Below are 19,394 nucleotides of genomic sequence, written 5' to 3' on the forward strand. Positions count from 1 at the left end.
TGTCCGTGAGCGGGATACCGATATTACCCTCAGTTGGCGCTCGCTTGCGCATCGGCAGCCGGTTTCTTGGTGGCTGCCTTGGCTGGAGTGGCCTTGGCCTTGGCAGGTGCGGCTTTTTTGGCCGGAGCTTTTTTCGCAGCAGGCGTTTTGGCTGCGGCAGTTTTCTTCGCAGGAGCGGCAGATTTGGCTTGGGCGGCGGCAGCAGCCGGGGCCGGTGCGACAGCTGCCTTGGCTTGTTGCTGCACCGCGACCAGCGTTGGAGACGGTGGCAGGTTGTACTTGGCCATCAGCGCGACCATGGTGTCTTGCGGCGTCATGATAATTTCCACACGACGGTTCAGCGCCCGACCCGCGGCGCTGTCATCCGCCGCGCGAGGCATTACTGCACCCATGCCGCGCAGATTCAGCCGATTGCGCTCCAGACCACTCAGACGGAAGATCGCCGCCACCGACTGTGCGCGTTGCTGGCTGATCTTGAGGTTGGTATCGCTGGCCACGTCGCTGTGACCCAGTACCAGAATCGCAGTTTTCTGATCGCCTTCCACGACCTTGGCCATGCGAGTGATTGGGCCAAGGTTGATCGGCAGCAGCATTTCCGGACGATCCGGGTTAAAGGTGCTGTCCACAGGCGCGGTCACGACCAGCACATCTTCGCGGCGTTCGAACTGGAACTTGCTGTCCTTTATCGCTTCACGCACCTTTGGCTCGTACTGGTCAAGCCAAGCCTGGGTAACTTTTGGGTCAACCTTGGGCACGGCGGGCGCTGCGTCTTTTTTGGCTTCGCTGTTACCGAACGGCCACCACCACTTGTCGCCCTCGTCAGCCTTGGCAACCGCGGGCTTGGCAGTAGGCTGGGTGGCGGACAGCTCAGGTTTCTTGTCGGTAGTGCCGTGGTCGGAACCGAATGGCCAGTACCAGTGCGTACCGCTCTCGGCGTCTGTCTTGGCGACTTCCGCGGCGGCCGGGCTGGCAGGTTTTACCGGCGCAGCAGCCGGTGCGGCGTCGGTGCTTTTGCCGGCTCCGAACGACCACCAATGATCGTTGCTTGCCGATTGATCCTGAGGTGTCTGTGCGCAACCGGTGACGGCGAGGCACAAAGCAAATGCGAGACTTTTATTGGCAGACATAGGTGACTCACACAAATAATTGATCAGAAAATGAACGAAGCAGCGCCCATATAACACGCATAAACGCCGATTTGGAAAAGGAAACCGCCCTACGGTTCCGATATGGGCGATTTAACTGACAGTCGGTAGAACAAGCACTTATCAGCGATAGTTATTGCAAACACTCACCAAGCGCCCGAACCAGACCCTGTGCTCGAGGATCCATCAGCACATAAGGGCCCAACGTGTTGGTAACGAAACCGAAGGCCACATCCCGTTCCGGGTCGGCGAAGCCAACCGAACCGCCCGCGCCCGGATGGCCGAACGCTTTTGCGCCCAATCCAAAGGTCGCGTTGGGCACCGTCGGCTGGTCAAGCATGCAGCCCAGGCCGAACCGGGTCTGGGTGAGCAAGGTTTTGTCCTGGCCGAGGCTGTGCTCGCGAGTCAGCTCGTTGATCAGCTCGGCGTCGAGCAGGCTGCCATCGAGCAGCGCGGCGTAGAACCCAGCAAGGCTGCGGGCATTGCCATGACCGTTGGCGGCAGGTTGTTGCATGCGCCGCCACTCCGGTTTGTTGGTGCTGGTCATGATCGACGGCGGATTGGTGAAGGCACGCGCAGTCATGGAGGTCGGCTCGCGCATCGTCGCCTGCAACAGTCGCTGGGCGGCTTCATCGCCGACATTGCCCTTGCCGCGGGCAATATGAGCGACACGGTGAAATTCTTCGTCGGGCAGGCCGACATGGAAATCCAGACCCAGCGGACGCGAAATGCGCGCAGCAATGGACTCGCCCGGTCCACGCCCGTCAGCGCGGCGAATGACTTCACCGACTAGCCAGCCATAGGTGATTGCGGCATATCCGTGGCCCTGGCCCGGTGTCCACCAAGGTTCCTCGGCAGCCAGGGCGTTGGTCATGGCCTGCCAGTCGTAAAGCGCCTCGGCGGGAAGCATCTCGCGGATGGCCGGCAGACCGGCCTGATGGCACAGCAAATGGCGCAAGGTGATGGACTGTTTGCCAGCGGCTGCAAACTCGGGCCACAGGCGCGAGACGGGTTCGTCCAGGTTCAGCTTGCCCTCGCCGACCATTTGCAGGGCAGTGACAGCCGTGAAGGTCTTGGTACAGGAAAACAGATTGGCGATCGTGTCGCTGTGCCAGATCTCGGCGCCGTCCTTGTCCGCCGTGCCTGCCCATAGATCCAGCACGGTCTGCCCGCCGACCTGCACGCATAACGCCGCTCCGCGCTCCTGCGGATCGTCGAACAGTGCCGCGAAAGCCTCGCGCACCGCTTCGAATTGAAGTTCGAAATGACCTTGAATCTGCACGGTATGGCTCCCCGGTCCGCCTGCACGAAATGTCGTGCATTGTTCCAGCGATTGGAGGATTTGGGAACCGTCCCCGCAGCCATACATGTTGTAGGAGCGCGCTTACCCGCGACTGCGGTTTGCCTGACGACCCTGTGCTGGCCGCGGGCAAGCGCGCTCCTACAAGGAGATGTGTCGATCAGGGAGCTTTCGCGGCAACCTTGCCAACCACATCCCCCGCCTGCCCATTGGCCTTGCGTACGGCCTCGACGAATCCCTGGTATGGCACATCGGTAATTCCCACCAGTCCCAGATGCCCGTTTTCGCCGTCGAGCACGCGCCCTGTTGCGGGCTGGTCCAGGTACTGGAACCAGTGCACGCCGACGATGGAGGGTTCGGACAAGGCGTTTTTCAGGAAGTTGGCGTAAGCCGGACCGCGATCTTCTTCTCGTGGCACTTCCATCGCCCCACCCCAGAATGGCCCCCGATCACGCGAGCCGAAATGGAATTCACTGACCAGTACCGGTTTGTCGAGCTCGCGCAGTTTGGCGAAGTCCACGCCATCCTGCGGCTTTGGCGTGTAGAGGTTGAAGCTCAGGACGTCGCAGTATTTGGCGCAGGCCCCGATGGCTTCTGGCGAGCTGACACCAAAGCGACCGCCGAGCAGCAGATGGTTGGGCGCGTGCCATTTCAGCGCGTCGGAAATGGTCTTGAAATAGGTCTCGGCGAACAGGCGCTGGAAGTCCTTGAGGTCACTTTCGATCTCCGGGTGTTCCGGGCTCGGCAATGGCGGCTCGAAGCCCGGATCCTCCATCAGTTCCCAAGCGGGCAAATCAATGCCCCAGGCCTTCGAAAGGCCTTCCTGATTGCGGTACTTGTCACGCAGTTGCTTGAGAAAGGCACGCTTGGCCGGGACATCCGTGGTCAGTTTCAGCGTGCCATAGGCCAGCGCATAGCGATCTTCCGGGCGATCACCGGGGGCTGCCCACGCCAGTTCGTTGTCGGCGAAATAGCCAATCAGGTAGGGATCGTCACGATGATCTCGGGCGGCGATGGCCACGGCACGCTCGGTCGCCATGGCAAAGCGCGGATCGAACGGATCGGGCATCCCGCCCCACCAATCATGGCCGGTGCTGATGCTGACGTAATCGCCGACGATGGACAGCGGCAGGGTGTAAGGCACGCGATCCTTGTTTTCCAGAGCGGGTTCGCTCCAGTTGCCGATGGTGTTGAAGCCCCAGGCCTTAAGGCGCTGCAGGGTGTGGCCGACCCAGCGTTCGCCGTCCAGATTCACCGGTTTGCATTCCACTGCGGGTTGCGAGACAGGCTTTTCGGGCGAGGGTACGGGATTTTTCCGATCGTCACTGGCGTCATTCACCGACGCATCCGTCTCTTCATCCTCATCGATCGCAGATGCAGGTCTGAGAACCTCGACGCACTTGGGTACGCCATAGGTGCGCTGCAGGTTGGCGCCGTAGAAATCGAACCAGCGGCCTTGATCGAACTGCCGGTCCTTGTTGGCACCCGTCTGGCGGTTGTCATCACCCGTGCCGTAGAACGCAGCCAGCGGATCGTCGTCACCCGGCAGGCTGGCGAACATCGATTCGCGGCCTTCGACATAGGTCTGGCTGTCATTCGCGGTGATGGCATTGACCCCCAGCGAATAGAACGGATGGCCTTCCGGGGTCACCAGGTACCAGCGTCCATCACGCTTTTCTGTGCGGAAAAAGCCCTTGGCCTCGAAAGCCGGCCCTTCCAGTAGGCCGCCATATTTGTCGTGTGGCGGACGATCCTTCAGCCAGGCCTTGAGCTGTTGTTGCTCCTTGCTGGCCAGGCTCTTGAGTTGATCGTCGCTGGAAATCTTTTCCGGCCACTTGCCGCGGGTGTACTGACCGTAGCCGTCGAGCAGATTACTGTAGGCAGCCTTTTGAATCGTGTCGTCTTCCTGTACCCCGAACTTCTCGATCAGCACGCTTTGCGCGACATTGGGTTGCGACATGGACACGGTCACCGACGTCACCTGACCCGCATTCAGCTCGCCGTCGGTGTCGGCCAGCAATACGCGTTGGCCCTCATAAGTCCACGGCATTGGCGGCCCGGCGCGCATGCCTTCGCTCAGCGCAGAACTGGGCTTGAGCGGCACGATCAGGGTTTGAGCAGGACCGGCCGGCAGATCGATGCGACTGTTGAGGGTTTTGCCGTCGCTGCTCTGGATTTGCACATAAAGTGTCAGCGCCCAGTCCATCGCGCTTTGCAGGCGCAAGGTCATTGCGCTGTCACCACTCCAGTCCCAAACACCGTTTTGCGGGGTCAGGCGCAGGTTGGGTCTGGCGCCGGGATTGAAAGTGACACGACGCAGCACTTCACCCTCGGCCGTTTGCTCGGCGTTGGCCTGGGGCAGGCTCGCATCCTGGGTCGTGACCTGCACCACATCGGCGGGCCGGACGAAATTGAACAGCGTCTGCTGGCCGATGGGCGCGGCACATACGGATCCTGCGCAAGCAATGGCCAGGACGGCAGACAACCAACGACGAACCATGTGATCGGGTACTCCTTGATGATCGGCGGGCCTTAATCCCAGCCCAGTCCCAGAACGGTGAGAGGCAGATATCGCTTTCGTGAGCAAGCTCACTCCCACAGTGCGTGGCGCCTTCGGTTTGCATCCGACGGAACCCGATCTGTGGGAGTGAGCTTGCTCACGAAGAGGCCATGACTGACTCATCAGGATCAAGACCAGTCGGCGACAGTTAAGACCCGATCAAGTGCGTTTCATCCCGAACATCACTCAGGAAATTTCCCGGCGAAATGGCGGCAGTGCGTTGAGGATGGCCTTGCCGTAGCGCTGGGTAACCACCCGCCGATCCAGCAGGGTGATGATGCCCCGGTCCTTCTCGGTCCGCAGCAGCCGACCGCAGGCTTGAATCAGGCGCAATGAAGCATCGGGTACGGCGATTTCCATGAACGGATTGCCGCCTCGGGCCTCGATCCATTCGGCCAGCGCGGCTTCGACCGGGTCATCCGGCACGGCGAACGGAATCTTGGCGATGACCACGTGCTCGCAGTAAGCGCCCGGCAGGTCGACACCTTCGGCGAAGCTGGCCAGGCCGAACAGGACGCTCTCGTCGCCGCCATCGACCCGTGCCTTGTGCTTGTTGAGGGTTTCCTGTTTGGAGAGGTTGCCCTGAATGAACACGCGCTTGCGCCAGTCACGCTCCAGGCCGTCAAACACCTCCTGCATCTGTTTGCGTGAAGAGAACAACACCAGCGTACCCTTGGAACCCTCTACCAGATCCGGCAGTTCGCGAATGATCGCCGCCGTGTGTTCGGCAGCGTTGCGCGGGTCGGCCTTGAGGTCAGGCACCCGCAGCACGCCGGCGTCGGCGTGATGGAACGGGCTTGGCACAACGGCGGTAACCGCGTCCTTGGGCAGCCCGGCGCGCATGCGGAAGCGGTCGAACTTGCCCAGCGCGGTCAGGGTCGCGGAGGTGACCAGCGCGCCGTAGGCCACATTCCATAGATTCCGGCGCAGCATCTCGGCCGCGAGGATCGGGCTGGCGTTGACCTCGATATCGAACAACGAACCGCTTTCGGCCAGCGTCAGCCAGCGCGCCATGGGCGGGCTGTTTTCCGGGTCTTCAACGGTGAACGCGGTCCAGAGTTCCCAGTTGCCATGAGCCCGGGCCAGCAGGCTGCCGAACAGCGGATACCACTCTTCGGCCTGATGGCTGGCGATGCCAATGTTGACTTCGCCATCCATGCCTTCCTTGAGCAATTCGGTGAGACGCGTGAACAGGTCGTCGAGTCGGGCAAACCCCTTTTTCAGCTCGATGCCCATCTCACGCATGTGCTCAGGCACCACGCCGCCGACGAAGCGATGACGCGGGCGCTCACGGCCCTCCATGTCCTCACCGGCCTTGAAATCGGCCAGTTGCTCACATGCCGTGAACATGAACTGCTGATGGGTCTTGATCTCGCGGGCCAGCTCCGGCACCTGCTCGATCAGCTTGCCCAGATCGCCAGGCAGTGGATGCTGAGCCAGCAATTTGGTGAGGTTCTTGGCGGTCTGCTCCAGCCAGTCGGCGGTTGAACGCAGACGACTGAAATGCGCGAAGTGGCCGATGGCTTTATCGGGCAGGTGATGACCTTCGTCGAACACATAAAGCGTGTCCCGTGGATCAGGCAACACGGCCCCGCCGCCCAGCGCCAGGTCGGCAAGGACCATGTCGTGGTTGGTGACGATGACATCGACCTTTCCCATGCCTTCGCGCGCTCTATAGAAGGCGCACTGCTGAAAATTCGGACAATGTCTGTTGGTGCATTGGCTGTGATCAGTGGTCAGTCGCGCCCAGTCCTGATCGGCCAGCTCCTGAGGCCAACTGTCGCGGTCGCCGTCCCATTTATTGCCGGCGAGCTTTTCGATCATGGTGGTGAACAGCTTCTGGCTGGCTTCATCGACCTCGATCTTGAAGCCTTCCTCCTCGAAAAGCTGAGCGGTAGCGCTCTGTGCATTGCCTTCCTGCAGCAGCATGTCGAGCTTGGACAGGCACATGTAACGGCCGCGCCCCTTGGCCAGCGAGAAGGTAAAGCTCAGGCCGCTGTTGCGCATCAGGTCGGGCAGGTCCTTATGGACGATCTGCTCCTGCAGCGCGACGGTTGCCGTTGCGATCACCAGACGCTTGCCAGCAGCCTTTGCCGTGGGAATCGCCGCGATTGCGTAGGCCACGGTCTTGCCGGTACCGGTCCCCGCCTCTACCGCGACCACCGCCGGGTCGCCCGAACGACGGCCTTCCTCGTCGGTGTCTATATCGCCCAGCACCTTGGCCACCTCGGCAATCATCAAACGCTGGCCGTAGCGAGGCTTGAGGCTCTTGGCTTCGAGGAAACGCGAATACGCGCCCTGAATCTGGGATTTGAGTTCGGTACTGATCATGGGCTGGGTCGTTGGCTCGGCGTCGCACGGTTACAAGTGAAAAAACCGCTGGATAAATTATCAGTGGTTGCAGCGGGCGGCTATCATACCGCGCTAATTCTTTCTGCGCAGATCGGAGTTCTCGATGTCACCTGTAGCCTTTGTCTACGTCTTGCACGTGCTATTCGCTGTTTTGTGGGTGGGAGGGATGTTTTTCGCGTGGATGATTCTGCGACCAGCGGTCATCGCCGCCCTGGAAGGCCCGGCGCGACTGAAGCTGTGGGTGCAGGTTTTTCCAAGATTCTTTGTCTGGGTATGGTGCGCGGTGATCATGTTGCCGGTGACCGGGATAGGCATGATCAACATCAACTTCAGCGGTTTTCAGACCGCGCCGCGTTATGTACAGGTGATGATCGGGCTCTATGTGGTGATGGTGGCGTTGTTTCTGAGGATTTCGACACTGAATCTGCCGCAGTTGCGCAAGGCGGTGGACGCCGAGCAATGGGCCGACGGTGCGGCAGCGCTCGGCGGGATTCGGCTTTTGGTGGGTATCAATCTGCTGGTAGGGATTGCGGTGGTTGCGATCGCGGCGGCCCGGCCGGGATTTTAGAGGTTACCGAGCACCCCGTGGGAGTGAGCTTGCTCACGAAGGCAATGTTCAAGCCGCACGAGTTGTCGCGGATGTACCGGCCCATTCGCGAGCAAGCTCGCACCCACAGGTGATGCGCCATTGGTGAAATCGCCATGATCGCCAGGCCGTGCGGCTGCAAATGAGCGATGCGACGTTACAGCTTGCGTACACTCACAGAACCCGCAGGCCCGACGGCGCCGGACTGGCCTTTCTCGCCGTTCTTGCCGGATTTGGCCCCATCGGTGCGATAGACGACACAACCCTTGGACGCCCCGCCCTTACCGCCACGCCCGCCTTCCCCGCCAATACCGCCGGCACCGCCCTGCACGTTGACGTTCACGCGCTCATCCGGAAAAGACTGAGGCAATTCCAGGCGTACCAACCCACCGGGGGCGCCGTCATGGCCATTGCCGCCGTTATCGCCATCGAAACCACGACTCGCCGCACCCCAGGTACAGCCCGGCTCCTGACCGTTGCCGCCGTCCAGGCCGACATACCCCGGCGATCCTGCGCCACCACGAGCATCAATCGACAGCTCGTCTGCATTCAACCCTTCAATCCGCAAGTTGAGACTACGGCCCGGCAACGGCGCTTTCTCGAAAGTCCCCGGCGCGCCACGCGCGGTGATCTGCGCCCCACTGCCCAGATCGCCCTGCTTGACTTGCAAGTTAAACGGCTCGGCGCTCGGCACGATAGCGATGCGCGACTCATGGCCCATCACCAGTTGCCCGACTCGCACTTCGGTCAGTCCGGCAGGGATCAGCAGCGTGCCGTAATCGGCCACTTCCAGACGGTCCAGCTGCACAACGCTGGCGTTGCTCGGCAGACGCATCAGCGAGTGAGTCTCCACCGAGATGCTCTGGGCCATAACCAGAGAGCTGCCCAAGGCCGACAGCAGGCCCGCCGTCATCAGTAACGCGTTACGCATGGTGAACCTCCGCCTGGCGGCGACCGAAGGATTGCAGATGGAAAATACCGAAAATCAGAATCTGCACACGGTCGAACCAGGGATGCGAACGCCCCCGCAGGCTGCCGCTGAAGAGAAACAATTCCATCACGTGGGTCAGCAGCAAAAGGCTACCGGCCAGTTTGATCAACATACCGAAGGGAATCGGCAAAACGACAGTCTGGTTGACCAGTACCACCGCCCAGAATCCCAACGTCAAGACTTTCCCCAACCCCCAAACCACCTTCATGACACGCCCCTGCTGTTTTGTTATTTCGGTGCTGCAAAAAATGCTTTGCGCACAGTACGGCGACGGTAGCGACTATGCCAGAGGATCATTTCAAATACCGCAGGTTTGATGTGGATGCAGGCCGGGGTATGAAATTCGGCACGCAGCAGGACCATGAGCAGTGGTGTCGCTGGCCAATTCGGTGGGTCAGGTATTGATGGGTCGTGGGGACACACCGCTTTCGCTGCCGTCGTAGCCTCCGACGTCTCCCACTGGGGATTGCGTCAAGACCCGAAATTTGCGTTTGATCCTGTTCTGGACCTTATCCCACGCCAGTCCAGACACCGCCAATCGCGACTTGGATGCAGGCCAAACGCAGGCGGCGGTCCGTGGGCCGAGCGGCATGGATGCCGCGACAGCCGCCCCCGGTCATGGATGGCGGAGGGCCCACGGAGCGTCGCCGGAGTAAGGGAACCCGACGAAGTCGGGCCAAACTAGCAGCAAGCCCCCTTGGTCCCTTGGGGTGCTTTTCCAAGTAACTCGCCGAAGGCGAAACTTCTGCCGTTAAGCAGAACCCTGACCCGCACCACCGCATAACGGATATACACCCCATCCCAACACCCGAAAAATCCCCACAAAAAAAAGAAAACCCCGACACAAAGGCCGGGGTCTTCCTGACGACACAAAGCTCAATCAACGGTTGATCTTGATCTCGACACGACGGTTCAATGCACGCCCTTCAGCAGTCTTGTTATCTGCCACGGGACGGCTCTCGCCATCACCTTCCACCGACACAAACGCGCTGCGAGCAATACCCGAGCTGATCAGGTAATCAGTCACCGAATGCGCACGTTTTTCCGACAGTTTCTGGTTATAGGCATCACTGCCCACGCTGTCCGTGTGGCCACTCACGTGCAGCTGCACATTAGGCGCCTCGGTTTTCAGCTTGGTCGCCACCAGATCCAGCTGTTGCTTATCGCCCGGAGTCAGCGTCGCCTTGTTGAACTCGAAGTGCACATCACGGATGGTGATCACTTCTTCCTTGGGAAGCACGACCGGAGCGGCAACCGGCTCAGGAGCAGGCGTCACGATTGGGCAGCCAGTCGCATCGACCGGTGTACCTTTTGGTGTATTCGGGCACTTGTCGACGCTGTTGAGCACGCCATCGCCATCATCATCGCCATCACCATGCGCCCAGCAATAGGCGCCCGCCATCACACCTACCGCACCACCCAGGCCGGCCGCGACGGAAGCCGACTGGAATGCACCAATCGCCGCACCGCTAAGAACGCCGCCGGCAGCACAGAGAGGCCAGTCGGTCTTTTGCAAGCCGGCACAGCCCGTCAATACACTGGTAACCAAAATCAGAGGTAACGCTGTCCGAATCATGCTCATACAGTTCTTCTCCTTTGGTATCGGCTAAAACCGACTGGAATGGAGTAAAGACGCCGTTGGGGCCATTTGCCACCCTGATATCGGCGGTTTTATGGCTTTTCGAGCGGGTTCTTTTAGAAATAGCCTTTTGCCTTCACTCCGTACGCTTTGTCATGGCGATCAATTGAAAAGTTCAAGCCCCAGAGCTGTTTCCCTGTCAGCACTACCGCGGCGGAGCCCGTTTCCCGCGAAGCAAGGCACGGAACACGAAGTTTGGTTATTCCAAATGAGTGTCGAGAAACGCAGCGTCGCGGGAAAACGCACCCACCCTCCGGGTTGCGCGCAAATCTCGCCGTGCGCCGTTGCAGGACTTGGAAAGGGAACACCATTCCCTTCGTGCTGCGCCTCGCCTGGCGAGACTTGCCCAGCAACGCGGTTCGTGCTGAAAGGGTAACAACCTCTATGCCGTGAAGATTCAGCAGGCTAACCTTGCTGGCTCAATGAGGGATTTCGATGACCGACAGTTTTTCCACCCGCACGCCACAACAGGCGCTGGCCGCCCTGCTCGACCGCTATGCGCCCAAGCGTCTGTTGCTGATCGGCGCGGACAGCTTCCCGGCCCTGCAAGCCTTTCAGGACGCCCATCCGGACACGGAACTCGCGCAAGCGGCGCCTGGCTTACTGCCCGCTGAAATCGCCGCTCAGCGTTTCGATCTGGCGCTGGTCGTCGATTGCCTGGAGCACATCCCCAAACGCGCAGGCTTGGAATTGCTCGGCGGGATTCGCAACCTCAACGCCAGCCGGATTGCTGTACTGGCCGATATGAAGGCCTGTGGCTGGCAGGCCACGGATTTTTATTCGCTGGCACTGCAAGCCAGTGAACGCTTCGCCAGGGACGAACAGGTGCTGACCCTCTTCACTTACGACCTGCGCGAATACAAACAGGTACCCGATTGGCTGAACGCGAAGTTCTGGGCGAATCCGGAGAATTTTGGCAAGTATTGGTGGTGAGACACGCATCATGAGCAGTGCAATCTGTCCCTGTGGCAGCGGTAATCTTCTGGACGGCTGCTGCGGCCGTTATCACGCAGGACTGGCTGCGCCATGCGCCGAGGCGTTGATGCGCTCGCGCTACAGCGCCTACGTCCTGGGCCTGGTGGACTATCTGCTGGACACGACGTTGCCGGTGCAGAAGAACAGCCTGGATCGCGCGTCGATCAGCCAATGGAGCGCGCAAAGCACCTGGCTCGGCCTTGAAGTAGAGGGCGCGCAGTTGCTGGGCGGCAAACCGGAACACGCCTTCGTCACATTTACCGCGCGCTGGCACGATGGGACAGGCGAACATAGTCATCGGGAGCGTTCGGCGTTCGTTCAGAACAACGGTCGTTGGTATTTCATAGATCCGACCGTGCAGCTCAAGGCCGGACGCAACGATGCCTGCCCGTGTGGCAGCGAACAGAAATTCAAGAAATGCTGCGCGGCCTATATGGTCTGAACCTGTAGCAGTCCGGTTTGCCGGTGGCGTCTCTCGATTCACTGCCATCGGCGAGCCTGATTGCTACAGATGATGGACTTCGTCAGGCCAATTTAAGGTGGGAGATATCCGGGATCAGCACAGGCTCGACCGATTTGATCTGGCCCATATCGCTACCTTCAGGCGCCAGGCTCAGGCCTGAAAGATCCAGGCGAGGTGCGACCGGCGCCGCTTTCGGATCCTGCACATTCTTGCCCAGTTCAGACAGCGTGAAGTCCGGCGCCTCGACGTCGACGAAGGCAGCCATGTAGACATCCCGCGGCTCAAGCCTGGGCCTTGGCTCAGGCTTGCTCTTATCCTCCCGAGGCGAGTTCGACGGCGACGACACCCTGCGTGTCCAGCTCGGCTCATCTGGCGGTGGCGCCAGCTCGACTTCCTCGATTTCGACCTGCTGCGGTTCCGGCTCTGCGTCGATTTGCCCCGGCATCGCCACGACTTCGACGTGTACCCCTGCCCGCTCAAGGGTCGAGCGATATTTCTCGGCACCCGCATGATCCAGATTGTTCTTCAAGACCAATCGCCGGCCGGAGAACAGCAGCGCGATGCGTTGGGCGTCGGCCTGAAACAGTTTTGCCAGGTTGGCCTTGACCCGGTCGAGTTGCGCACCCGGTATCAATTGGCCAGAAAAAACAATTTCGTACAGCTTCATGGGTCAATACTCCTTCGACACATGGCGTGAGTATGGCGCAGGCTCTGTGGAACAGCGAGTTGCCCTGCGTCGGGCGCTTGCTAGACTCAGGCCCGATAGGGAGTGAACCAATGGTGTTTCAGGCAAGCGTAATCAGAACCGTCGGCCTTTTCATGGCGCTGGCGTTATCCGGCTGTTCGTCATTGCTCACGGGCAGTGCCGAGGGCCCGGACGTCAAGCTGCTCAAGGTCGATGTGGTCAAGGCCAAGCTGCTCAAGCAGGACTTGAAGCTGCGCTTCCGTGTGGACAACCCGAACGACTCCAGCGTGCTGGTGCGGGGTCTACGTTACAAGGTGTTGCTCGACGATATCCTGATCGCAGACGGCGACTACAGCGACTGGTTCGTGGTCAAGGCCAACAGCCATCGGAATTTCACGGTGCCGATCCGCACCAACCTCTGGGAGCATCTCAAGGACGTCACGCGGATGCTCGGTAAACCCAATCAGCCTATTCATTACCGGCTGGAAGGCAAGCTCAAAACCGGATTTATATTCGGGCACAGCGTGCGTATTGACCGCAATGGCGACATAATTCCCGCCGATTTGATTCCGGAGTAACCCCATGAACCAGCAAGCCCACGTGCACGGCCCTGATTGCGACCACGATCACGACCACCACGACCATCATCATGACCACGGCCATGTTCACGGCCCGCATTGCAACCACGAGCCTCAGGAGCCGGTCCGCAACGCGCTCAAGGACGTGGGCCGCAACGATCCATGCCCATGTGGCAGCGAGAAGAAATTCAAGAAGTGCCACGGCGCTTGATGGGCAATTGAAGTCGCGACAATCCCTGTAGCGGTACGACATGCCAGCGGTGGCGTTTTTGAGATCGCTACCGCCGGCAAGTCGTGCTGCTACAGGGTCGATTTGCGCAAATCGTACTGCCGGGGCTCCAGATTTTTTTCAAACATTCAATATCTCGAACATTCCTGAAATAAACTCCCCGTCTCCGCTTGCTTAGCGACTGCCTGCTCTCTAACGTAGCGCGTTTCCAACGCCTACCCCCCGCAGGAGCTACAACATGGCCTCGCCAGCCCTCTCATCCCTGAAGACGCGACTCAGCACGGCCGCTGCCATGTTGGGGCTGTTGACCCTTGCAGGCTGCCAACTGGGCGGCGAAGACCGTGACAACCTGCCGCCCACCAGTGGCGTCTACGCCATCAAGGGCCTGGCGCAGAACGTATCCGTGCGCCGCAATAACCTGGGCATGCCGCTGATCGAAAGCAACACCTTCCACGACGCGCTCTTTACTCTCGGCTACGTCCATGCCAGCGATCGCCTCTCGCAAATGGTACAGATGCGCCTCCTGGCTCAGGGCCGTCTGTCGGAAATCGCCGGTTCCGGAGCGCTGGATCTGGACCGCATGATGCGCGCCGCCAACCTCAAGCGAACGGCGGGCGATCTGTACAACGCCTCGTCGCCACGTCTGAAACGCTTCTTCGAAGTTTATGCACGCGGCGTCAACGCCTACCTGTTCCGCTATCGGGACAAGCTCCCGTCCGACCTCGCGGATGCCGGCTACAAGCCTGAATACTGGAAACCCGAAGACTCGGCGCTGATCTTCAGCCTGCTGAACTTCAGCCTGTCGGTGAACCTGCAAGAGGAGATCTCATCGCTGGTACTGGCGCAGAAAGTCGGTGCTGACAAGCTCGCCTGGCTGCTGCCGACTTATCCCGATGAAGAACTGCCGTTTGCTGAAGCGGACAAGCTCAAAGGCCTGAATCTGGGTAGCCAGATGCCGGGCTTGAGCGACCTGGACAAGGCGGCGCTGCAACTGTCCGACCTCAATCTGCTGGGGGTCTCGGCGTCAAACAATTGGGTCATCGCCCCGCAACGCGCCCGCGCGGGCAAGAGCCTGTTGGCCACGGACAGTCAATTGCCGGCAACGCTGCCGTCGATGTGGAATTTCGTGCAGATCCGCGCGCCGAAGTATCAGGCCGCGGGCGCCACCGTCGCCGGTCTGCCGTTGGTGCTTTCCGGCTTCAACGGCAAGCTGGCGTGGGGCATGGGCCCGGCGATGGGCGATAACCAGGACTTGTTCCTGGAAAAACTCAAGCGCGAGAACAACCGCTTGATGGTCATGGCCGATGGCAAATGGGTCGCCGCTGGCGCTCACGAAGAAACCTATTTCGTCAAAGGCCAGAGCCCGGTGCGCGAGCCTGCCTACGAAACCCGCCATGGACCGCTGCTTAACGCCAGCGCCGCGCAATTGGCCAGCGGCCTGGGCATCGCCTTGCAGACGCCGAACGCCAAGGACGACAAGTCCCTCGATGCGCTGTTCGACCTGACGCGCGCGCAAAACGTCGAGCGGGCTTTCGACACGACGCGGGAAATTCGGGCGATTACGTTGAACATGGTCTTCGCCGACGCATCGAACACCGGTTGGCAGGTCACCGGGCGTTATCCGAACCGTCGCGATGGCTTGGGGCTGATTCCATCGCCGGGCTGGGATGGTCGTTTCGACTGGGATGGCTACGCCGACGCGATGCTGCACCCGTACGACCAGGACCCGCAACAGGGCTGGATCGGCACGGCCAACCAGCGCACCGTGCCCAAGGGCTACGGCATGCAGTTATCCAACTCCTGGGATTACCCGGAACGCGCCGAGCGCATCGCCGAGTTGGCGAACAGTGGCAAGCAGGACACGCGTAGCACGATCGCCATGCAGTACGACCAGACCACGACGTTCACCGCCAAGCTGAAGAAGATGTTCGAAGCGCCGGGCATGGCCAAGCCCCTGAAACAGGCTATCGACGGTTTGGCCCCTGCGGATCGGGACAAGGCACGCGAAGCGCTCAGTCGCTTGATGGCGTTCGACGGTCGATTGTCGCCGGTGTCGGCTGACGCAGCGATTTATGAGCTGTTCCTGCAAGAGAGTTCACGACAGATCTTCCTTGACGAGCTTGGTCCGGAAAGCAGCGCTGCATGGAAAGCGCTGGTACAAAGCGCAGACCTTTCCTACTCGCCTCAGGCCGATCACCTGCTCGGGCGCGAAGACAGTCCGTATTGGGATGACCTCAAGACGCCGCAAAAAGAAGACAAACCCACCATTCTGGCGCGCAGCCTCGCCGCCGCCATCAGTGCCGGGGAGAACCAGCTGGGTAGCGATCACAAAGCCTGGCAGTGGGGCAAATTGCACCAGTACAAGTGGACGTCGCAGAGCGCTCAGTTAACGGCAGCAATCACTGGCAGCAAGGCCAGCGTGGTCAAGGGGCCGATGGCAGCGGGCGGCGATCATACGACGCTCAATGCATCGGGCTTCCGATGGGGGCAGGATTTCGACGCGGCGGTGATTCCGGCGATGCGCATGATCGTCGACTTCGCTCAGCAGGAGCCGATGATGGCGCAGAATGCGGCGGGACAGTCGGGCAATCCGGCGAGTCCTCATTTCGCCGATGGGATCGATCCGTGGGTGAAGGGGCTGTATATGTCGGTGCCGATGCAGCCGGAGAACTTCGAGAAGGTGTATGGGAAGCAGCGGTTGACGTTGACGCCTGGGAAATAGGGCTGGATTCTCCTGGGCGCTGAAATAGCGTGCATGCCCTTATTTTTGCTGGCGCTTGTAGCTCTGCCTAACGGCAGATTCAAGAAGCGTCACCCGAGATAACGGATATACACCCGACATCAGCGCCCTCTAAATCCCCAACAAACAAACCGAACTTCCCCCGATTTCCGCCGCTCTACCTGACAAGCCCCCAAACCCGGTCATGCCCATGGATCTTGTCATCGCCCGCCCCGAAGGCCTGTACTGCCCACCGGGAGATTTCTATATCGATCCGTGGCGCCCGGTCGAACGTTCGGTCATCACCCATGGCCATGGCGACCATGCCCGCACCGGCAACCAACACTACCTGGCCGCCGCCCCCGGCGAAGGCATCCTGCGCTCGCGCCTGGGCCAGGACATCAATCTGCAGACCCTGCAATACGGCGAATCCCTCACCCACCACGGCGTAAAACTCAGCCTGCATCCCGCCGGCCATGTGCTCGGTTCCGCCCAGGTCCGCCTCGAATATCAGGGCGAGGTCTGGGTCGCTTCAGGTGACTACAAAGTCGAACCCGACGGCACCTGCGAGCCGTTCGAACCCGTGCGCTGCCACACCCTCATCACCGAATCCACCTTCGGGCTGCCGATCTACCGTTGGCAGCCACAATCTAAAATCTTCACCGGCATCAACGACTGGTGGCGAGCCAACGCCGCGGTCGGCAAGGCCAGCGTGCTGTTCGCCTACTCATTCGGCAAGGCCCAGCGCATCCTGCACGGCATCGACCCCGACATCGGCCCGATTCTGGTCCACGGCGCGGTCGAGCCGCTGAACCGCGTCTACCGCGAAGCCGGCGTGCGCATCCCGGAAACCCAATACGCGGGCGACTTCAAGAAAACCGACCCGGCCCTGCGCCAGGCCCTGATCGTCGCCCCGCCCTCGGCCGGCGGAAGCACGTGGATGCGTCGCTTTGGCGATTTCAGCGATGCCTTCGCCAGTGGCTGGATGATGCTGCGCGGCACACGTCGGCGGCGCGGCGTGGATCGCGGTTTTGCCCTCTCCGATCATGCCGACTGGCCCGGCCTGTTGTGGGCCATTGAAAACACGGGGGCCGAGCGGGTAATGGTCACCCACGGCTCTGTAGCGGTGTTGGTGCGCTATCTGCGTGAACTGGGCCTCGATGCTCAGGGTTTCACTACCGAATACGGCGATGAAGAGGACGACGCACCCGCGAAACCCGAAGCCGCCGAGCAAGAGGCAGCAACATGAAGGCCTTCGCCGAGCTTTACGGGCTACTGGACGCCACCACCTCGAGCAACGCCAAGCTCGCAGCGATGCAGCACTATTTCGCCCATGCGGCACCGCAAGACGCCGCCTGGGCGGTGTACTTCCTGTCGGGCGGTCGTCCACGACAGCTGGTTCCGACACGCCTGTTGCGCGAACAGGCCATGCTGCTGTCCGGGCTGCCGGAGTGGTTGTTCGAAGAGAGTTATCAAGCGGTGGGCGATCTTGCAGAAACCCTGTCGCTACTGTTGCCCGAGGCCGAGCACAGTTCCGATGAAGGCCTGGCCAGCTGGATGGAAAACAAGCTGCTGCCCTTGCGCGGCCTGCCGCCTGAGGAGTTGCTGGAACGGCTTCCGACCTTCTGGGCGCAGTTGGATCGCCAGAGCCTGATGGTCTGTCTGAAGCTGATCACCGGCAGTTTTCGCGTCGGGGTATCGAAGCTGCTGGTCACCCGAGCCCTCGCCGGACTGGCCGACATCGACAGCAAGCGCGTGGCTCAGCGCCTGGTGGGCTATACCGATTTGTCCCATCGTCCAAGCGCCGAAGGCTATCTGAAGCTGATCGCCGCAGAGTCAGAAGACGAACACGCCCAGCGCGGCGGCCAGCCGTACCCGTTCTTCCTCGCTCACTCCCTTCAGCAACCGGTGGATCAGTTCGAAACGCTGCTCGGCCCCGCCGACAATTGGCAGGTGGAATGGAAGTGGGACGGAATTCGTGCGCAAGTGGTCAAGCGTGACGGGCGGCTGTGGATTTGGTCGCGAGGCGAGGAACTGGTCACTGATCGATTTCCGGAGCTTCACAGTCTGGCGCAATGCCTGCCAGATGGCACCGTGATCGATGGCGAGATCGTGGTCTGGAAGGCGCCCACAGCCGGAGCCGCGGGGAACAGTGCTTTCGAACTCAGCCCACCCGCGTCGGGCACGCCCAGCGAATCGACGCCCTCCGTTCAGCCTTTCGCCCTGCTGCAACAACGCATCGGCCGCAAGACGCTAGGCAAGAAGATACTCGAGGAAGTCCCCGTAGTGGTCCTCGCCTATGACCTGCTTGAGTGGCAAGGCCATGACTGGCGCAGCCGCCCGCAACACCAGCGGCGCACGCAACTGGAACAGGTAATCGCCGCCGCCCGGAGTCCGGTGCTGATGCCCTCCCCAGTGCTGAGCGGCAAGGACTGGCTGGACCTTGGCCAACAGCGCGAGGCGTCCCGCAGCCTGGGGGTCGAGGGGATGATGCTCAAGGCCCGCGATTCGCTGTATGGCGTCGGCCGCACCAAGGACATGGGCGTGTGGTGGAAGTGGAAGATCGATCCGTTCAGCGTCGATGCGGTGCTGATCTATGCCCAGCGCGGCCACGGTCGTCGAGCCAGCCTGTACAGCGATTACACCTTTGCCGTGTGGGACGGCCCACCGCAGTCCAGCGAACGCACGTTGGTGCCGTTCGCCAAGGCCTATTCGGGGCTGACCGATGAAGAAATGCGCAAAGTCGATGCAATCATTCGCAAGACCACGGTCGAGAAATTCGGCCCGGTCAGAAGCGTCACCCCCACGCTGGTTTTCGAGTTGGGGTTCGAGGGCATTGCCCTGTCCAAACGCCACAAGAGTGGGATCGCGGTCAGGTTTCCGAGAATGCTCAGATGGCGGCAGGACAAGCCCGTAGCCGAGGCCGATAGCCTGGCGACGCTGCAGGACCTGTTGTCTTAGGCACCATTTCAGTGCAAGCACGAAACATTGATTCGCGCCGAATGCCCTGTGCAGGAGCGCGCTTGCCCGCGATTCTCCCGCTGAGCGTCTGCAAAAGTGTTTCGAATGTTCCTATGCCGTGGAAGATCGATCGCCGACAAGCGCGCTCCTGCAATTTTTCCGCGCACTTTTAACTCGTTCCAGCTACTCTGCCCCTGCCTCCGGCACCTGA

The 19,394-nt window shown here is 60.8% G+C and carries 16 protein-coding genes; 8 read left to right on the forward strand and 8 right to left on the reverse strand.

Features of this window, described 5'->3' with window-relative positions; translation table 11 throughout:
• Positions 1-29: 29 nt before the first annotated feature.
• From CE491_RS19855 to dinG, 4 genes are all read right to left on the reverse strand, one after another.
• Positions 30-1,127, reverse strand: coding sequence for an OmpA family protein (locus tag CE491_RS19855; protein WP_110950043.1), 1,098 nt, complete (start codon positions 1,125-1,127; stop codon positions 30-32).
• 151 nt (positions 1,128-1,278) lie between these two features.
• Complete coding sequence (locus CE491_RS19860; RefSeq protein WP_110950044.1) at positions 1,279-2,427, reverse strand: serine hydrolase domain-containing protein; 1,149 nt, start codon at positions 2,425-2,427, stop codon at positions 1,279-1,281.
• Positions 2,428-2,605: 178 nt separating this feature from the next.
• Positions 2,606-4,945 carry a beta-agarase gene (locus CE491_RS19865; protein WP_110950045.1) on the reverse strand — a complete coding sequence of 780 codons (2,340 nt, stop codon included), beginning with the start codon at positions 4,943-4,945 and terminating at the stop codon, positions 2,606-2,608.
• A gap of 246 nt (positions 4,946-5,191) precedes the next feature.
• Positions 5,192-7,336, reverse strand: coding sequence for an ATP-dependent DNA helicase DinG (gene dinG / locus CE491_RS19870; RefSeq protein ID WP_110950046.1), 2,145 nt, complete (start codon positions 7,334-7,336; stop codon positions 5,192-5,194).
• Positions 7,337-7,460: 124 nt separating this feature from the next.
• Between dinG and CE491_RS19875 the strand changes: the two genes are divergently transcribed.
• On the forward strand, positions 7,461-7,925 hold the full coding sequence (locus CE491_RS19875) for a CopD family protein (protein WP_110950047.1): 465 nt from the start codon (positions 7,461-7,463) through the stop codon (positions 7,923-7,925).
• Positions 7,926-8,100: 175 nt separating this feature from the next.
• On the opposite strand, the gene CE491_RS19880 is transcribed toward CE491_RS19875, so the two are convergent.
• From CE491_RS19880 to CE491_RS19890, 3 genes are all read right to left on the reverse strand, one after another.
• Complete coding sequence (locus CE491_RS19880) at positions 8,101-8,874, reverse strand: hypothetical protein (RefSeq protein ID WP_110950048.1); 774 nt, start codon at positions 8,872-8,874, stop codon at positions 8,101-8,103.
• Positions 8,867-9,142, reverse strand: coding sequence for a DUF1145 domain-containing protein (locus CE491_RS19885; protein WP_110950049.1), 276 nt, complete (start codon positions 9,140-9,142; stop codon positions 8,867-8,869). The genes CE491_RS19880 and CE491_RS19885 overlap by 8 nt, the downstream gene beginning before the upstream one ends.
• Positions 9,143-9,814: 672 nt before the next feature.
• Positions 9,815-10,516: an OmpA family protein gene (locus tag CE491_RS19890; protein WP_110950050.1), complete on the reverse strand. Its 702-nt coding sequence runs from the start codon at positions 10,514-10,516 to the stop codon at positions 9,815-9,817.
• A gap of 492 nt (positions 10,517-11,008) precedes the next feature.
• Here CE491_RS19890 and CE491_RS19895 point away from each other — a divergent pair, with 492 nt between their 5' ends.
• Complete coding sequence (locus tag CE491_RS19895; RefSeq protein ID WP_110950051.1) at positions 11,009-11,506, forward strand: DUF6231 family protein; 498 nt, start codon at positions 11,009-11,011, stop codon at positions 11,504-11,506.
• A gap of 10 nt (positions 11,507-11,516) precedes the next feature.
• Positions 11,517-11,990 carry a YchJ family protein gene (locus CE491_RS19900; protein ID WP_110950052.1) on the forward strand — a complete coding sequence of 158 codons (474 nt, stop codon included), beginning with the start codon at positions 11,517-11,519 and terminating at the stop codon, positions 11,988-11,990.
• Positions 11,991-12,072: 82 nt separating this feature from the next.
• Here the strand turns inward: CE491_RS19900 and CE491_RS19905 are convergent, their stop codons facing one another.
• Complete coding sequence (locus tag CE491_RS19905) at positions 12,073-12,678, reverse strand: hypothetical protein (protein WP_110950053.1); 606 nt, start codon at positions 12,676-12,678, stop codon at positions 12,073-12,075.
• Positions 12,679-12,788: 110 nt separating this feature from the next.
• Between CE491_RS19905 and CE491_RS19910 the strand changes: the two genes are divergently transcribed.
• From CE491_RS19910 to CE491_RS19930, 5 genes are all read left to right on the forward strand, one after another.
• Positions 12,789-13,274, forward strand: coding sequence for an LEA type 2 family protein (locus tag CE491_RS19910; protein ID WP_110950054.1), 486 nt, complete (start codon positions 12,789-12,791; stop codon positions 13,272-13,274).
• Between the two features lie 4 nt (positions 13,275-13,278).
• The gene (locus CE491_RS19915; RefSeq protein WP_110950055.1) at positions 13,279-13,485 is read left to right on the forward strand and encodes an SEC-C metal-binding domain-containing protein; all 207 of its coding nucleotides are present in this window, start codon (positions 13,279-13,281) and stop codon (positions 13,483-13,485) included.
• Positions 13,486-13,741: 256 nt separating this feature from the next.
• On the forward strand, positions 13,742-16,225 hold the full coding sequence (locus CE491_RS19920; protein WP_110950056.1) for a penicillin acylase family protein: 2,484 nt from the start codon (positions 13,742-13,744) through the stop codon (positions 16,223-16,225).
• A 208-nt stretch (positions 16,226-16,433) separates the two neighbouring features.
• The gene (locus CE491_RS19925; protein ID WP_110950057.1) at positions 16,434-17,471 is read left to right on the forward strand and encodes a ligase-associated DNA damage response exonuclease; all 1,038 of its coding nucleotides are present in this window, start codon (positions 16,434-16,436) and stop codon (positions 17,469-17,471) included.
• The gene (locus CE491_RS19930; RefSeq protein ID WP_110950058.1) at positions 17,468-19,183 is read left to right on the forward strand and encodes an ATP-dependent DNA ligase; all 1,716 of its coding nucleotides are present in this window, start codon (positions 17,468-17,470) and stop codon (positions 19,181-19,183) included. The genes CE491_RS19925 and CE491_RS19930 overlap by 4 nt, the downstream gene beginning before the upstream one ends.
• Positions 19,184-19,394: the final 211 nt, after the last annotated feature.

It is taken from the genome of Pseudomonas bohemica, from assembly GCF_002934685.1.
In the GTDB taxonomy this organism is placed as follows: Bacteria; Pseudomonadota; Gammaproteobacteria; order Pseudomonadales; family Pseudomonadaceae; genus Aquipseudomonas; species Aquipseudomonas bohemica.

Excerpts from the sequence above, each read along its gene's own strand:
- CE491_RS19925 (WP_110950057.1), top strand. The coding sequence starts at position 16,434 with ATGGATCTTGTCATCGCCCGCCCCGAAGGCCTGTACTGCCCACCGGGA.
- CE491_RS19880 (WP_110950048.1), bottom strand. The coding sequence starts at position 8,874 with ATGCGTAACGCGTTACTGATGACGGCGGGCCTGCTGTCGGCCTTGGGC.
- CE491_RS19890 (WP_110950050.1), bottom strand. The coding sequence starts at position 10,516 with ATGAGCATGATTCGGACAGCGTTACCTCTGATTTTGGTTACCAGTGTA.
- CE491_RS19855 (WP_110950043.1), bottom strand. The coding sequence starts at position 1,127 with ATGTCTGCCAATAAAAGTCTCGCATTTGCTTTGTGCCTCGCCGTCACC.
- CE491_RS19900 (WP_110950052.1), top strand. The coding sequence starts at position 11,517 with ATGAGCAGTGCAATCTGTCCCTGTGGCAGCGGTAATCTTCTGGACGGC.
- CE491_RS19930 (WP_110950058.1), top strand. The coding sequence starts at position 17,468 with ATGAAGGCCTTCGCCGAGCTTTACGGGCTACTGGACGCCACCACCTCG.
- CE491_RS19895 (WP_110950051.1), top strand. The coding sequence starts at position 11,009 with ATGACCGACAGTTTTTCCACCCGCACGCCACAACAGGCGCTGGCCGCC.
- CE491_RS19865 (WP_110950045.1), bottom strand. The coding sequence starts at position 4,945 with ATGGTTCGTCGTTGGTTGTCTGCCGTCCTGGCCATTGCTTGCGCAGGA.
- CE491_RS19920 (WP_110950056.1), top strand. The coding sequence starts at position 13,742 with ATGGCCTCGCCAGCCCTCTCATCCCTGAAGACGCGACTCAGCACGGCC.
- CE491_RS19875 (WP_110950047.1), top strand. The coding sequence starts at position 7,461 with ATGTCACCTGTAGCCTTTGTCTACGTCTTGCACGTGCTATTCGCTGTT.
- CE491_RS19910 (WP_110950054.1), top strand. The coding sequence starts at position 12,789 with ATGGTGTTTCAGGCAAGCGTAATCAGAACCGTCGGCCTTTTCATGGCG.
- dinG (WP_110950046.1), bottom strand. The coding sequence starts at position 7,336 with ATGATCAGTACCGAACTCAAATCCCAGATTCAGGGCGCGTATTCGCGT.
- CE491_RS19915 (WP_110950055.1), top strand. The coding sequence starts at position 13,279 with ATGAACCAGCAAGCCCACGTGCACGGCCCTGATTGCGACCACGATCAC.
- CE491_RS19885 (WP_110950049.1), bottom strand. The coding sequence starts at position 9,142 with ATGAAGGTGGTTTGGGGGTTGGGGAAAGTCTTGACGTTGGGATTCTGG.
- CE491_RS19905 (WP_110950053.1), bottom strand. The coding sequence starts at position 12,678 with ATGAAGCTGTACGAAATTGTTTTTTCTGGCCAATTGATACCGGGTGCG.